11 protein-coding genes are annotated in these 15,255 nt (G+C 69.7%); 9 read left to right on the plus strand and 2 right to left on the minus strand.

Going from position 1 to position 15,255, the window contains the following annotated elements:
- Window positions 1-45: 45 nt before the first annotated feature.
- A complete protein-coding gene (locus BLW17_RS15510) occupies window positions 46-2,229 on the plus strand; it encodes a TRAP transporter permease (protein ID WP_081969100.1) in 2,184 nt (727 codons plus the stop codon).
- Here BLW17_RS15510 and BLW17_RS15515 read toward each other — a convergent pair.
- Together BLW17_RS15515 and BLW17_RS15520 are read right to left on the minus strand one after the other, a co-directional pair.
- Window positions 2,226-2,936: a response regulator transcription factor gene (locus tag BLW17_RS15515; protein WP_036700790.1), complete on the minus strand. Its 711-nt coding sequence runs from the start codon at window positions 2,934-2,936 to the stop codon at window positions 2,226-2,228. The two genes, BLW17_RS15510 and BLW17_RS15515, sit on opposite strands and share 4 nt — an antisense overlap.
- Entirely contained in the window at window positions 2,933-4,846 is a 1,914-nt protein-coding gene (locus BLW17_RS15520; protein WP_052171676.1) for a hybrid sensor histidine kinase/response regulator, read from the minus strand. The genes BLW17_RS15515 and BLW17_RS15520 overlap by 4 nt, the downstream gene beginning before the upstream one ends.
- Window positions 4,847-5,011: 165 nt before the next feature.
- Here BLW17_RS15520 and BLW17_RS15525 point away from each other — a divergent pair, with 165 nt between their 5' ends.
- The 8 genes from BLW17_RS15525 to BLW17_RS18210 all read left to right on the plus strand — a co-directional run bounded on the left by BLW17_RS15525 (window position 5,012) and on the right by BLW17_RS18210 (window position 15,227).
- On the plus strand, window positions 5,012-7,006 hold the full coding sequence (locus tag BLW17_RS15525; RefSeq protein WP_052176318.1) for an AMP-binding protein: 1,995 nt from the start codon (window positions 5,012-5,014) through the stop codon (window positions 7,004-7,006).
- Between the two features lie 38 nt (window positions 7,007-7,044).
- Window positions 7,045-7,878 (plus strand): ABC transporter ATP-binding protein, encoded by an 834-nt coding sequence (locus BLW17_RS15530; RefSeq protein WP_036732491.1) that lies wholly within the window; start codon window positions 7,045-7,047, stop codon window positions 7,876-7,878.
- Window positions 7,879-7,932: 54 nt separating this feature from the next.
- Window positions 7,933-8,916, plus strand: a complete 984-nt coding sequence (locus BLW17_RS15535; RefSeq protein ID WP_139306045.1) for a branched-chain amino acid ABC transporter permease — start codon at window positions 7,933-7,935, stop codon at window positions 8,914-8,916.
- Between the two features lie 121 nt (window positions 8,917-9,037).
- Window positions 9,038-10,114, plus strand: a complete 1,077-nt coding sequence (locus tag BLW17_RS15540) for a branched-chain amino acid ABC transporter permease (RefSeq protein WP_036700793.1) — start codon at window positions 9,038-9,040, stop codon at window positions 10,112-10,114.
- A gap of 61 nt (window positions 10,115-10,175) precedes the next feature.
- Window positions 10,176-11,465: an ABC transporter substrate-binding protein gene (locus BLW17_RS15545; protein ID WP_036732468.1), complete on the plus strand. Its 1,290-nt coding sequence runs from the start codon at window positions 10,176-10,178 to the stop codon at window positions 11,463-11,465.
- An 85-nt stretch (window positions 11,466-11,550) separates the two neighbouring features.
- Window positions 11,551-12,408 (plus strand): ABC transporter ATP-binding protein, encoded by an 858-nt coding sequence (locus BLW17_RS15550; RefSeq protein ID WP_036732494.1) that lies wholly within the window; start codon window positions 11,551-11,553, stop codon window positions 12,406-12,408.
- Window positions 12,409-12,494: 86 nt separating this feature from the next.
- Window positions 12,495-13,712 (plus strand): phenylacetate--CoA ligase family protein, encoded by a 1,218-nt coding sequence (locus tag BLW17_RS15555; RefSeq protein ID WP_036732471.1) that lies wholly within the window; start codon window positions 12,495-12,497, stop codon window positions 13,710-13,712.
- Window positions 13,713-13,802: 90 nt separating this feature from the next.
- Window positions 13,803-15,227 (plus strand): peptidoglycan-binding domain-containing protein, encoded by a 1,425-nt coding sequence (locus BLW17_RS18210; RefSeq protein ID WP_036732473.1) that lies wholly within the window; start codon window positions 13,803-13,805, stop codon window positions 15,225-15,227.
- The last annotated feature ends 28 nt before the right edge of the window (window positions 15,228-15,255 follow it).

Raw genomic sequence — 15,255 nt, forward strand, 5'->3', positions numbered from 1 at the left:
GCAAAGAACAACGACACGCCGCCGGCCGCACAGGGGACAGTGCCCATGACCAACCGCGAGACTGACCGCGACCCCCTCATCCAGGGCCAGCGCCCGGCCGATGCCGCCCCCGGCGCGACGCCGGGCGGGCGGCTGTCGGATCATCCGCCGGGCCAGCGCCCCGCGCATTACGACGAGCCCGACCTGCTCAGCGCCGACGAGTTGCAGGCCATCGAGGAGAAGTTCGACCCCGAGCTGCGGTTCCGGGTCTGGCTGAAGCCGGTCGCCATCCTCGCCGGCGGCATCCTGTTCCTGCTCAGCTGCTATCACTATTACACCGCCGGGTTCGGCATCCCGCAGGCCACGATCCACCGCGGGCTGCACATGGCGGTGACGCTGTTCCTGATCTTCATGGCCTTCTCGGCATCCGGCCGGCAGGAGCCCGCGACCGGGCCGCTGTCGTTCCTCGGCGTGCCGGTGACCGACTGGCTGATGGGGATCGCGGGCGCGGTCACGGCGCTTTACGTGCCGTGGATCTATGCCGAACTGGCCTTCCGCGTCGGCAACCCCAACACCACCGACATCGTCATGGGCACGGTGCTGATCATCGTCCTGCTCGAGGCGGTGCGCCGCTCGATGGGCTGGCCGTTGCCGGTGATCGCCATCCTGTTCATGGCCTATGCCTATTACGGCCAGTCGATGCCCGGCATCCTGGTCCATCCCGGCGCAAGCTGGGCCAACATCGTCAACCACCTGTATCTCACCAGCCAGGGCATCTACGGCACCGCGCTGGGGGTGATCGCCACCTACGTCTTCCACTTCGTCCTGTTCGGCGTCATGGCGACGCGGATCGGGCTGGGGCAGCTCTTCATCGACGTCGCGTCGGCGCTCGCGGGCCGCTATGCGGGCGGGCCGGCCAAGGTCTCGGTGCTCAGCTCGGCGCTGCTCGGCTCGATCTCGGGGTCGTCCATCGCCAACACGGTGACCACCGGGGCGCTGACCATCCCGGCGATGATCCGCATCGGCTATCCCCGCCACTTCGCCGCCGCGGTCGAGGCCGCCGCCTCGACCGGCGGGCAGATCACGCCCCCGGTGATGGGCGCGGTCGCGTTCCTGATGATCGAGTATCTGGGCCTGCCGCTGACCACGATCCTGACCGCCGCGCTGGTGCCGGCGTTCATGCACTTCTTCGGGGTGCTGGTGCAGGTCCACCTCGAGGCGAAGCGGCTGGGCCTGCGCGGGCTGCACCGCGACGAGCTGCCGAACGCCTGGCGGGTGCTCAAGGCGGGCTGGCTGTCGGTGCTGCCGCTGATCATCCTGATCGCGGTGCTGCTGTCGGGCCGCACGCCCTTTGCCGCGGCCTTCTGGTCGATCACCGCCTGCATCGTGGTGATGCTGATCCAAGACATCACCGCGCGCGGGCTGACCGAGGGGCTGCGCGCCTCGGCCCACGGGCTGTTCGAGGGGTTCGCGCTCGGCGCCCGCCAGTCGCTGTCGGTGACCGCCGCGGCGGCGCTGGTCGGCGTGGTGATCGGCGTCGTGACGCTGACCGGCGTGGGGTTCAAGATCGCCTATATGGTGACCTCGATCGCCGCGGGCTGGGCGCAGTCGGTGTCGGGCTGGCTCGCGGTGCTGCCGTTCGAGCTGATGGGCGTCGACACGCTGACGCTGCTCTTCACGCTGATCCTGACCGGGATCGTCTGCATCCTGATGGGCTGCGGCATCCCCACCACGGCGAACTATATCATCATGGTCGCCGTGGCCGCCCCGGTGCTCGGCCTCTTGCAGGTCGAGCCGATCGTCGCCCATTTCTTCGTCTTCTACTACGGGGTGCTGGCCGACGTGACGCCACCCGTGGCGATGGCGGCCTATGCGGGGGCGGGGATCGCGGGGGCCAACGCCTTCAAGGCCGGCAACACCGCGTTCCGGCTGTCGATGGGCAAGGCGCTGGTGCCGTTCGTCTTCGTGTTCCAGCCGGCGCTGCTGCTGGTGACGCAGGACTTCACGTGGACGAACTTTGCGCTGGCGTTCGGCGGGGCGGTGATGGGGATCTTCGCGCTGTCGGCGGCGATCACCGGATGGCTGTTCGCCTCGCTGAACATGCTCGAGCGTCTGGCGCTCGGCTTCGCCGCGATCCTGCTGGTGGCGCCGGACTGGGGGGCGACGGCGGTGGGGCTGCTGATCGTGGTGCCGATCGCGGTGCTGCAGCTGATGGCCGGACGGCGCGGCGCGCCGGGGGCGGCGGCCTAGCCCCAGGCGACCTCGCTGAGGAAGATGTAGCCCGCGCCGTAGATCGTCTTGATCAGGCGCGGGTTCTTCGGGTCCTCGCCCAGCTTGGTCCTGAGGCGCGAGATCCGCACGTCCATCGCCCGGTCGAAGCTGTCGCCCGCCGAGCCGCCGAGGCTTTCGAGCATCTGCGCACGGCTGATGAGCCGCCGCGGGCTGTCGAGGAACATCCGCAGCATCTCGGCCTCGGCGTGCGAAAGCGGGGTCTCGGCCCCGTCGGGCGCGCGCAGCAGATAGCGGTCGAAATCCGCGCTCCACCCCGCGAAGCGGGCGGTCTGGGCGCCGCGGGTGGCGGCCTCGCGCGCCGGCCGGCGCAGGCGGGCGCGGATGCGGGCCACGACCTCGGCCGGGTCGAAGGGCTTGGTCACGTAGTCGTCGGCGCCGAGTTCCAGCCCCGTCACCCGGTCCTGCACCTGCGCGCGGCCCGAGATGATGATGATCGCCGCGCCGGATTCGGTCGCCAGCCGGTGCACCAGCGCCAGCCCGTCGCGGTCCGGCAGGCCAAGGTCGATGAGGCAGGCGTCGGGGGTCATGCGCCTGAGCGCGGCCTCGAACTCGGTGGCGCGGGCGAAGCCGGCGGTGCGGAACCCCGCGTCCTCGAGCGCCGCGGCCAGAAGCCGGCGGATGTCCGGCTCGTCGTCGAGGATGGCGATCAGCGGCGCGTCGGTCATGCGGTCGGTCCGTCGGCTTGGGGTGAGAGGGGCGGTGCAGCGGCCAGCGCGGCCCCGAGTGCGGCGCCGAGGTCGGCGGACGAGAAGGGCTTGGTCAGCGTCGGCGCCGCCAGCCCCTCGCGCGCCGGATGCCCGGCGGGCAGCGCGGTCATCAGCACCAGGGGCAGGCCGAGGCCCGCCAGCGCCGCCCCCGAGCCGTCGCCCAGCTGCAGGTCCGAGAGCACCGCCGTCAGCCCGGCGATGTCGCCCAGCGCCTGCGCCTCGGCGAGCGAGCCCGCCTCGAGCACCGCGTGGCCCATGCCGGTCAGCATCTCGCGGAAGCCGGTGCGCAGGTCTGGGTCGTCCTCGACCAGCAGCACCAGTTGCGGGGCGATGCGACGCAGGGGCAGGCGCAGGCGGACGAGCCCGCCGGTGGCGCTGTTGGCCAGGTGCAGCGTCCCGCCGGCGCGCTTGGCGTGGTCATAGACCATCGAGAGCCCGAGCCCCGACCCCGCGCGCCCGCCGCCCTTGGTGGTGAAGAACGGCTCGGCCCCGCGGGCCAGCGCCTCAGGCGAGAACCCCGGGCCGGTGTCGGCCACGGTCAGGTCGAGCCAGCCCGCCACCTCGCGCGCGGCCAGCGTGATCCGGCCGCCGCCGGCCGGGGCCATCGCATCGCGGGCGTTCAGGATCAGGTTCAACAGCGAATCCTGCACCGCGTCGGGGTCGAGCAGCAGTTCGCCCCCCGCCACCGCCACGTCGAGGTCGAGCGTCACCCCCTCGCCCAGCGAGGGGCGCGCCAGCCGCGCCAGCTCCGCCATCAGCGCCGGCAGGTCCACCGGGCGCGGCGAGGGCGCGGCGCCCGTCACCATCCCCGCGATGCGCTGAAGAAGCGCGGCGCCGCGGTGCGCGGCGGCGAGGGTGGCGGCCACGTCCTCGGCCGCGTCGCGCGGCAGCGGCGCCTTGGCGAGGCGGCCCTGCAGCCCGAGGATGATGGTCAGCAGGTTGCCGAAATCATGCGCCAGCCCCGAGGTCATCTGCGCGGCAAGGCTGCGCCGCCCGGCGTGGGCCAGCGCCTCGCGCGCCTGCACCTCGGCGGTGACGTCGGTCGAGAGGACATAGGCCCCGCGCCCGTCGCGGTCGGGCGTCAGCGCGATGCGGATGCGCCGCCCGGTCGGGTCGTGGGTCGTCTCGAACACCTGCGGCTGGCCGGCGAGCGCGGCATCGACGTGCGGGCGGATGCGCTCGAACGTCTCGCCCAGCACCTCGGACCCGGTGCGCCCGACGATGCGCGCCGGCGCGCCCGGAAACACCGCGCCGAGCTGGTTGTTCGAGAAGGTGTAGCGGTGCGCCCGGTCGATGTGGGCGATGTGGGCCGGGACCATCTCGACCACCTGCCGGGTGTGCGATTCGGTCTCGGTCAGCACGCGCTTGGCCTCTTCGAGGGCCGAGATGGTCGCGGCGAGCTGGCGGTTTGTGGCCGAGAGATGCTCGGCATGGTCGAGCACCTGGGTCGAGAGTTCTTCCGAGCGGGCGCGCAGCAGCGCCTCCTGCGACTTGATCTCGGTGATGTCGGTGTAGACCGCGACCCAGCCGCCCTGGCTCAGCGGCGCGCCCTCGACGGCGATGATCCGGCCGTTGGGGCGGGCGCGCTCGATGTAATGCGGCTGGAAGGTGCGCGCCTGCTCGACCCGCAGGCGCACGGCGGCCTGCGCGTCGGGCTGGGGGCCGTATTCGCCGCGCTCGACGAGATAGGCGATGGTCGCCTCGAAGCTGGTGCCGGGGGCGGTCAGCGCGTCGGGCAGGTCGAACATCTGCTGATAGGCGCGGTTCGACACCGCCAGCCGCAGGTCGGCGTCGAAGATCGAGATCGCCTGCTGGATCAGGTTCAGCCCCGATTGGGTCAGTTCGGCGCGGCTGTCGTGCGAGACCATGCCAGACTGGCTAGCATCCCCCGTGGCCGCGCGGAAGCGTGAAACAATTCGTTGGATTCAGGCAAAACTCGGGCAAGGATCGCCCGGCAGGTTTGCAGCCGGCACAGGGTTGAGGAGAGCCCGGTGCCGCGGCCCAAAGCCGCCAGAGGGGGACAGATGAACGCCATGACACGGCCCGCTTCCGGGCCCGATTCGACGCCGGCTGCGGGTCTGCGGTCGATTCCGGCGCTGCTGGCGCGGAATGCGGCCCAGATGGGCGGCCGTCCGGCTTACCGCGAGAAAGAATTCGGGATCTGGCAGAGCTGGACCTGGGCCGAGGCGCAGGCCGAGATCCGGGCGCTGGCGCTGGGGTTCCTGGCGCTGGGGCTCGAGCGGGGCGATCACGTGGCGATCATCGGCCGCAACCGGCCGGCGCATTACTGGGCGATGGTGGCGGCGCAGATGTGCGGCGCGATCCCGGTGCCGCTCTATCAGGACGCGGTCGCGTCCGAGATGGCCTATGTGCTGGGCCACTCGCGCTCGCGCTTCGTCGTCTGCGGCGACCAGGAGCAGGTGGACAAGGTCATCGAGGCCGAAGAGACCGACCACACGGTCGACCAGATCCTCTACACCGACAAGCGCGGGATGCGGAAATACGACCATTCCCGCATGAACTGGCTGTCGGACGTACAGGCCGAGGGCCGCGCCGCCGAGCAGCGCCTGTCGGGCGAGCTCGAGGCGCGGATGGCCGAGCTGGATTACGACAGCACCTGCGTGATGCTGTACACCTCGGGCACCACCGGCAAGCCCAAGGGCGTGGTGTTGTCGAACCGCAACGTGATCGAGACCGCCCGCGCCTCGTCCGAATTCGACAAGCTCAAGCCCACCGACGAGGTGCTGGCCTATCTGCCGATGGCCTGGGTCGGCGACTTCATCTTCTCGGTCGGGCAGGCCTACTGGACGGGGTTCTGCGTGAACTGCCCCGAGGGCGCGCACACGATGATGACCGACCTGCGCGAGATCGGGCCCACCTATTTCTTCGCCCCGCCGCGGGTGTTCGAGGGCCAGCTCACCAACGTCATGATCCGCATGGAGGGCGCCGGGCGGTTCAAGAAGTGGCTCTTTGACCACTACATGACGCTCGCCCGCCGGGTCGGCACCGCGCTGACCGACGGCCGCCCGGTCGGCGCCATCGACCGGCTGCGCTACGGGCTGGGGAACCTGCTGGTGTTCGGGCCGCTCAAGAACACGCTCGGCTATTCGCGCATCCGCGTGGGCTATACCGCGGGCGAGGCGATCGGGCCCGAGATCTTCGACTTCTACCGCTCGCTCGGGATCAACCTGAAGCAGCTCTACGGCCAGACCGAGGCGACGGTGTTCATCACCCAGCAGCCCGACGGGCAGGTGCGGGCCGACACGGTGGGCGTGCCCTCGCCCGGCGTCGAGGTCAGGATCGGCGAGAACGGCGAGGTGTTCTATCGCTCGCCCGGCACCTTCGTCGAATATTTCAACAACCCGGAAAGCACCGCCTCGACCAAGGATGCCGAGGGTTGGGTGGCGACCGGCGACGCGGGCTTCTTCGAGCCCGGCAGCGGGCACCTGAGGATCATCGACCGGGCCAAGGACGTGGGCAAGATGGCCGACGGGTCGCTGTTCGCGCCCAAGTATGTCGAGAACAAGCTCAAGTTCTATCCCAACATCCTCGAGGCGGTGGTGCTGGGGAACGGCAAGGACTACTGCACCGCGTTCATCAACATCGACCTGACCGCGGTCGGCAACTGGGCCGAGCGCAACAACGTGGCCTATGCGTCGTATCAGGAACTCGCCGGTCACCCGCAGGTCTATGCGACGATCAAGAAGCACGTCGAAGAGGTGAACGCCTCGGTGGCGCAGGACCCGATGCTGTCGGGCTGCCAGGTTCACCGCTTCCTCGTGCTGCACAAGGAACTGGACGCCGACGACGGCGAGATGACGCGGACCCGCAAGGTCAAGCGCGGGGTGATCTCGGACAAGTACGCCGACCTGATCGCGGCGCTCTATGACGGGCGCGACAGCGTCTATACCGAGACCGAGGTGACCTATGAGGACGGCCGCAAGGGCAAGCTGAGGGCCACGGTGCGGATCGAGGATGCGCGGGTGTTCCCGACCGCCCACGCCCAGCAGAAGGTTGCCGCCGAATGAGCCCCGTTGCCGACACCATCCTGCATTCCATGAACGTCATGCAGCCCCCCGCCGGCGCCGCGACCGACGAGGGCTACGTCACCCCGGACGGCCGCAAGATCGGCCCGGTGCTGATGGACATGCGCCACATCACCCTGCGCTTCGGCGGGGTGGTGGCGATCAAGGACATCAGCTTCGACATCCGCGAGGGCGAGATCCGCGCCATCATCGGCCCGAACGGGGCCGGCAAGTCTTCGATGATGAACGTCATGTCGGGCTTCTACGTCCCGCAGGAGGGCGAGGTCTGGTTCCGCGGCGCCAAGCGCCCGCCGATGCGGCCCTATCAGGTCGCCCGGCAGGGGCTGGCGCGGACCTTCCAGAACATCGCGCTGTTCGACGGGATGTCGGTGCTGGACAACATCATGACCGGCCGACTCACGATGATGGACGCGAGCCTGCTGTCGCAGGCCGTCTGGTGGGGCAAGGCCGAGCGCGAGGAGACCTGGCACCGCGAGAAGGTCGAGAAGATCATCGACTTCCTCGAGATCCAGAACATCCGCAAGACGCCGGTGGGGCGGCTGCCCTACGGCCTCAAGAAGCGGGTCGAGCTGGCCCGCGCGCTCGCGGCCGAGCCGAAGCTTCTGATGCTCGACGAGCCGATGGCCGGCATGAACGTCGAGGAGAAGGAGGACATGAGCCGCTTCATCCTCGACGTGAACGACGAGTTCGGCACCACCATCGCGCTGATCGAGCACGACATGGGCGTCGTCATGGACCTGAGCGACCGGGTGGTGGTGATGGATTACGGCAAGAAGATCGGCGACGGCACGCCCGACGAGGTGCGCAACAACCAGGACGTGATCGACGCCTATCTGGGGGTCTCCCATGACTGACGCGTGCCCGACGCCGGTTCCCGGCTTGATCAACCTGACCTTGGAGGCCCGCTGATGGACCAGCTTCTCTACGCATCCGAGGTGGTCGTGAACGGCCTCATGGCCGGGGTCATGTATGCGCTCGTCGCGCTCGGCTTCGTGCTGATCTACAAAGCCTCGGGCGTGTTCAACTACGCGCAGGGGGTGCTCGCGCTCTTCGCGGCGATGACGCTGGTGGGGATCCAGAACGGCCAGGTGCCGTTCGCCCACCTGATCAACGCCATGACCGGCGCGCATCTCGAAGGCTTCGGCTGGACCGTGCCCTCGCTGCTGGCGATCCTCCTGACGGCGCTGGTCATGGTGGGGCTCGCGATCCTGATCGAAAGCCTCGTGCTCAAGCACCTCGTGGGGCAAGAGCCGATCATCCTCTTCATGGCCACCATCGGGCTTGCCTATTTCCTCGAGGGGCTGGGCGACATCATGTGGGGCGCCAACGTCAAGACGCTGGACGTGGGGCTGCCGCAGGGCCTGTCCGAGACGATGGAGAGCTGGACCGAGAGCCTGACCGGCTACGGGTTCTTCATCGACCGGCTGGACATCTGGGCGGCGATCATCGCGGCGCTTCTGGTCGCGGCGCTGGTGGCGTTCTCGCAATACACCAAGCAGGGCCGCGCCATGCGGGCGGTCGCCGACGACCACCAGGCGGCGCTGTCGGTGGGCATCTCGCTGCGCTTCATCTGGGTCATGGTGTGGTCGATCGCGGGCTTCGTGGCGCTGGTCGCGGGGATCATGTGGGGCACCAAGTCGGGGGTACAGTTCAGCCTGTCGCTGATCGCGCTCAAGGCGCTGCCGGTTCTGATGCTGGGCGGCTTCACCTCGATCCCCGGCGCCATCGTCGGCGGGCTGATCATCGGGGTGGGCGAGAAGCTCTTCGAATACTTCGTGGGCCCGCTGGTCGGCGGCGCCACCGAGGCCTGGTTCGCCTATGTCCTCGCGCTTCTCTTCCTCGTCTTCCGGCCGCAGGGCCTGTTCGGCGAGAAGATCATCGAGCGGGTGTGAGGATGACGCACCCCCTCGCCTGCGGCGCAGGCCTGCCCTGCTCGTTCTCTCTTGTTGAAATATCCTCCGGGGGTCCGGGGGTGGAAAACCCCCGGTTCGACCGCGCAGAAAGGACCGCCTGATGCTTTACCGTGAGGCCGGCGACTTCAAGACCAGCTACCGCGACGACAGCCAGACCTTTCCGCTCAAGCTCGACCGCTGGGGCTACTGGATCGTCCTCGCCATCGCCTTCCTGGTGGTGCCCTTCGTCATCACCGACTACTGGGCCAACTCGGTGCTGGTGCCGTTCCTGATCTACGCCATCGCGGCGCTGGGGCTGAACATCCTCGTGGGCTACGCGGGGCAGGTCTCGCTCGGCACCGGGGGGTTCATGGCGGTGGGGGCCTATGCCACCTACAAGCTGGCGACCTCGTTCCCCGAGATCTCGATCCTGATCCACATCGTCCTGGCGGGCGGGATCACCGCGGCGGTGGGCGTGCTGTTCGGCCTGCCGAGCCTTCGGATCAAGGGGTTCTACCTCGCGGTCGCCACGCTCGCGGCGCAGTTCTTCCTCGTCTGGCTCTTCAACAAGGTGCCGTGGTTCTACAACTACTCGGCCTCGGGGCAGATCACCGTGCCCGAGCGCACGTTCCTCGGCCATTTCATCACCGGGCCGCAGACGACCGCCTCGGCCAAGTACCTCGTCTGCCTCGTCTTCGTGGTGCTGGTGGCGTGGATTGCCCGCAACCTCACCCGCGGCACCGCGGGGCGGAAATGGATGGCGATCCGCGACATGGATATCGCCGCCGAGATCATCGGGGTGAACCCGCTCACCGCCAAGATCAGCGCCTTCGCCGTCAGCTCGTTCTTCGTCGGCATCGCGGGCGCGCTGTTCTTCGCCGTCTACCTGGGCGCCGCCGAGGCGGGCGAGGCCTTCGGGATCAACAAGTCCTTCCTCGTCCTCTTCATGGTCATCATCGGCGGCCTCGGCTCGATCTTCGGCAGCTTCGCGGGGGCGGCGTTCCTCGTCCTGCTGCCGGTGTTCCTCAAGAACGTCCTCGTGGGCTCGCTCGGCTGGCCCACCGACCTGGCCGCCCACATCGAGCTGATGATCGTCGGCGGGCTGATCGTGTTCTTCCTGATCGTCGAGCCGCACGGCCTCGCCCAGCTCTGGCGCCTGACCAAGGAGAAGCTGCGGCTCTGGCCGTTCCCGCACTGAGTTCTACCACCAAGACCGGGGGCCAACCCGGCACCCCAAATCACCCCCTGGGAGGAAACTGATGAAACTTCGCTTCGCTTCGCTGGTCGCCGCGGCGGTCATGGCCACCGCCGCCCCGGCGCTCGCCGACCTCGTGGTGCCGAACCTGAGCTACCGCACCGGCCCCTATGCCGCGAACGGCACCCAGTACGCCGACGGCTTCAACGACTACTTCACCCTGCTGAACGAGCGCGACGGCGGGATCGGCGGCCAGAAGATCGTCGTCCCCGAGTGCGAGACCGCCTACAACACCGAGAAGGGCGTCGAGTGCTACGAGTCGACCAAGGGCCAGGGCGCGCTGGTCTATAACCCGCTCTCGACCGGCATCACCTATCAGCTGATCCCCAAGGCGACCGCCGACAAGATCCCGCTCTACACCCCCGGCTACGGCCGCACCTCGGCCCAGAACGGCAAGGTGTTCGAGTGGGTGTTCAACGCCCCCGCGAACTACTGGGACGGCGCCTCGATCATCGTCAAGCACCTGCTCGACGTGCACGGCGGCAGCCTCGAGGGCAAGAAGATCGCGCTGCTCTACCACAACTCGGCCTATGGCAAAGAGCCGATCCGCACGCTGCAGGAGCTGGCCAAGAAGCACAAGTTCGAGCTGATCGAGGTGCCGGTCGATCCCGCCGCCGGGCAGGAACAGAAGTCCCAGTGGCTGCAGATCCGCCGCGACAAGCCCGACAACGTCATCATCTACGGCTGGGGCGTGATGAACCAGGCCGCCATCCAGGAGGCCGCGAACGTCCGCTATCCGATGGACCAGATCGTCGGCATCTGGTGGTCGGGCTCCGAGGTTGACGTGACCCCGGCGGGCGCCGGCGCCAACGGCTACAAGGCGCTGACCTTCCACGGCGCGGGCAAGGACTATCCGATCTACGCCGACCTGCAGAAATACGTCATGGACCCCGGCAAGGCCTCGCAGGGCGGCGCCAACGCGGGCACCGTGCTCTATTCGCGCGGGATGTATGCGGCCGTCGTGATCGCCGAGGCGATCAAGAAGGCGCAGGAGCTGGCCGGCACCCCCACCATCACCCCCGCGCAGCTGCGCGACGGGTTCGAGGCGCTGGACATCTCGCCCGCCCGCATGGCCGAGCTGGGGCTGCCGGACTTCGGCCCGGAGGTGAAGATGTCGTGCGAGAACCACGGCGGCTCGGGCATGGCCCGGGTGCAGCAGTGGGACGCCGCGGCCGGCAAGTGGAACCTCATCACCGAGTTCACCGAGCCGGACAACGAGGTGATCGAGCCGCTGATCACCGCCGACTCCGAGGCGTTCGCCAAGGAAAACAACATCACGATGCGCTGCAACTGACGCGCGCGTGACGACGATCCCGGCGGCGGGCCACCGCCGCCGGGGCACCGACCCCCCTTCCCGCGCCCTCGAAGGAGCGATGACGATGCTTGACACCGCGACCCCGCACCCGACCCCGGCCGAGCCCGCGCCTGCGCCGGTCGAGACGCTGCTCGAGGTCAACAACATCGAGGTGATCTACAACCACGTCATCCTCGTGCTCAAAGGCGTGAGCCTGAGCGTGCCGAAAGGCTCGATCACCGCGCTTCTGGGCGGCAACGGGGCGGGCAAGACGACGACGCTCAAGGCGGTGTCGAACCTGCTGCATTCCGAACGCGGCGAGGTCACCAAGGGCGCGATCACCTATCGCGGCGAGAACATCACCACGCTGAACCCGGCCGCGCTGGTCAAGAAGGGCGTGATCCAGGTGATGGAAGGGCGGCACTGCTTCGAGCATCTGACCGTCGAGGAGAACCTGATGACCGGCGCCTATACCCGCACCGACGGGGCGGCGGCGGTGAAGCGCGACCTCGAGATGGTCTACAATTATTTCCCCCGCCTCAAGGAGCGCCGCCGCAGCCAGGCCGGCTATACCTCGGGCGGCGAGCAGCAGATGGTGGCGATGGGCCGGGCGCTGATGAGCCGGCCCGAGACGATCCTGCTGGACGAGCCGTCGATGGGCCTTGCCCCGCAGCTCGTCGAGCAGATCTTCCAGATCGTCAAGGCGGTGAACGAGGGCGAGGGGGTGACCTTTCTTCTGGCCGAGCAGAACACCAACGTGGCCCTGCGCTATGCCCATTACGGCTACATCCTCGAAAGCGGCCGGGTGGTGATGGACGGGCAGGCGGCCGCCCTGCGCGAGAACCCGGACGTCAAGGAATTCTACCTCGGGATGTCGGACGAGGGCCGCAAGTCGTTCCGCGACGTGCGCAGCTACCGCCGCCGCAAGCGCTGGCTGGCCTGAGCCGCCCACCCCCTGACCCTGCCGGGCCGCGCCCATGCCCGGCCCTGCCTGACGACATTGACGCCTGCCCCGCGGAGGGATTTCGCATGACCTATTACGACGAGCTGGAAACCCGAAGCGCCGATGCCCGCGCGGCCGATCTGGCCGAGGCGCTGGGCCGCGCCATCGCCAACGCCAAGAATGCCCCGGCGCTCGCCCGGCTGTTGCGTGACGTCGAGCCAGAGGCGGTGCAGAGCCGCGCGGACCTCGCCCGGCTGCCGGTGATCCGCAAGGCCGAGCTTTCCGAGGCGCAGAAGAAGAAGCCGCCGTTCGGGGGCTTCACGACGCGCCACCCGCACGAGTTCAACCACGTTTTCCAGTCCCCCGGCCCGATCTACGAGCCGGGCCAGATCGACGCCGACTGGTGGCGGCTGGGGCGCTTCGCCTATGCCGCGGGGCTCGGCTCGACCGACATCGTGCAGAACTGCTTCGGCTATCACCTGACCCCGGCGGGGATGATGTTCGAAAGCGCCTGCCGCGCCGTCGGCGCCGCGGTGCTGCCGGCGGGGACCGGGCAGACCGAATTGCAGGTCCGCGCCGCGGCCGACATCGGCACCACCGCCTATGCGGGGACGCCCGACTATCTGAAAGTCATCCTCGAGAAGGCCGACGAGATGGGCGAGACGCTGAGCCTGACCCGGGCGCTCGTCTCGGGCGGGGCGCTGTTCCCGTCGCTGCGCGCCGCCTATGCCGAGCGCGGCATCGCCACCCTCCAATGCTATGCCACCGCCGACCTGGGGCTGATCGCCTACGAATCCCCGGCGATGGAGGGGATGATCGTGGACGAGGGCGTGATCGTCGAGATCGTGCGCCCCGGCACCGGCGACCCGGTCCCCGAGGGCGAGGTGGGCGAGGTCGTCGTCACCACGCTCAACCGCGACTATCCGCTGATCCGCTTCGCCACCGGCGATCTGAGCGCCGTGCTGCCGGGCGAAAGCCCCTGCGGGCGGACCAACATGCGGATCAAGGGCTGGATGGGCCGCGCCGACCAGACCGCCAAGATCAAGGGGATGTTCGTGCGCCCCGAGCAGGTCGCGGGCCTCGTCGCCCGCCACCCCGAGGTGTCACGCGCCCGTGTCATCGCCGACCGGCAGGATGAAATGGACGTGATGGTCGTGCAACTTGAGACACTTGGGCAGGACCGGGCGTTATACGAGGCATCCGTGCTCGAGACGCTGAAGCTCAAGGGCCGGGTTGAGCTGGTTGCGCCGGGATCGCTGCCGAACGACGGCAAGGTGATCGACGACCGCCGCAGCTACGGCTGAACCCGCGTTCCCCGAAGGCCGCGGCGCCCGGGCGCACGACAGGCTTTCAGAGCGTGGCCCGCGAACGGGCCCGGACAAGGGGAACGAGCAATGGTCAGGAACGGGATTTCGGCGGCGCTGGCTGCCGTGCTGGGGTCGGCGCTGGTGGCGGGCGCCGCGATGGCGCAGCAGGCACCGGTGGTGGTGGGCGGCCAGGGGACGCAGCCCGGCGGCGTCGCGGGCACCATCGCCCAGGCCGCGCAGGACCAGCTGATGTGGGAGCTGACGGTCCAGACCGGGACCGAAGCCGCCTATCGCAACTACCTGAGCCGGAACCCGACCGGGATGCACGCGGCCGAGGCGCGCGCCGCGCTCGGCCGGCTGCAGGCCGGAACGCCCGTGCAGGCGCCGGCGCCGTCGGGCACCGCCACGACCACCACGGTCCCGGTGACGACCCCGGCGCCCGAACTGCCGGCGGGCACCTCGGCCGCCGACGCGGCAAGGGCCGAGGTCGCCGCGGCGACCGGGGCGGTCACGGCGCCGAACGCCAACGCCGCAGGGACCGAGGCGGCGCTGGGCCTCAGCCGCGAGACGCGGCAGGCGTTGCAGGCCGGGCTGACCCGGCTCGGCCATGACACCCGCGGCGTGGACGGGGTCTTCGGCTCGGGCACCCGCCGCGCGATCACTGCCTGGCAGCAGAGCCGCGGCTATCCGGCGACCGGCTATCTCAACGCCGCCCAGGTCGAGGAGCTGCGGGTCAGCGGCCGTCCCGGCGGGGCCGAGCCTGCGGGCACCGCCACGGCGGCGGCGACCGAGGCGGCGCTGGACCTGACCGCCACGCAGCGGCGGATCATCCAGTCGCGGCTGACCCAGATGGGCCACGACACCCGCGGGGTCGACGGCAATTTCGGGTCCGGCACGCGCCGGGCGATCACCGCCTGGCAGCGCAGCGCCGGGGTGGCCGCGACCGGCTATCTCACCCGCGCCGACGCCGACGCCATCCTCAACGCGGGCAACACCCCGGTCGTCGGCGGGGGCAGCGTCGATGCCGATGCCGCGGCTCGGGTCGAGCTGGGCCTGAACCTGACCCGCGAACAGCGGATCGCGGTGCAGCGTGGCCTCGTCGCCGCGGGGTACGACACGCGGGGCGTGGACGGGCAGTTCGGCTCGGGCACGCGGCGGGCGATCCGGGCGTGGCAGGTGGCGCGCGGCGACGCGGCGACCGGCTATCTGACCCGCGCGCAGGCCGATGCGCTGAGCGGCAGCGCCCCGGTCGTCGTGCCCGCGCCGGGCACCGGCGGCAGCGCCGGCGCCACGGCGGCCTCCGAGGCGGCGCTGAACCTCGGCGCGATCGAGCGGACCGAGGTGCAGACCCGCCTCGCCGCGCTGGGCTATGACCCGCGCGGGATCGACGGCAAGTTCGGATCCGGCACGCGCGCCGCGATCCGCAGCTGGCAGGGCGACAATGGGCTGACTGCGACCGGCTATCTGAACGCCGACCAGCTTGCCCGCCTGCGCGGCCAGCGCCGCAACTGATCCGGCCCGGCCGCCGCGGAAACCGATC

Origin of the sequence: Paracoccus sanguinis, from assembly GCF_900106665.1 — a bacterium.
GTDB classification, from domain to species: domain Bacteria; phylum Pseudomonadota; class Alphaproteobacteria; order Rhodobacterales; family Rhodobacteraceae; genus Paracoccus; species Paracoccus panacisoli.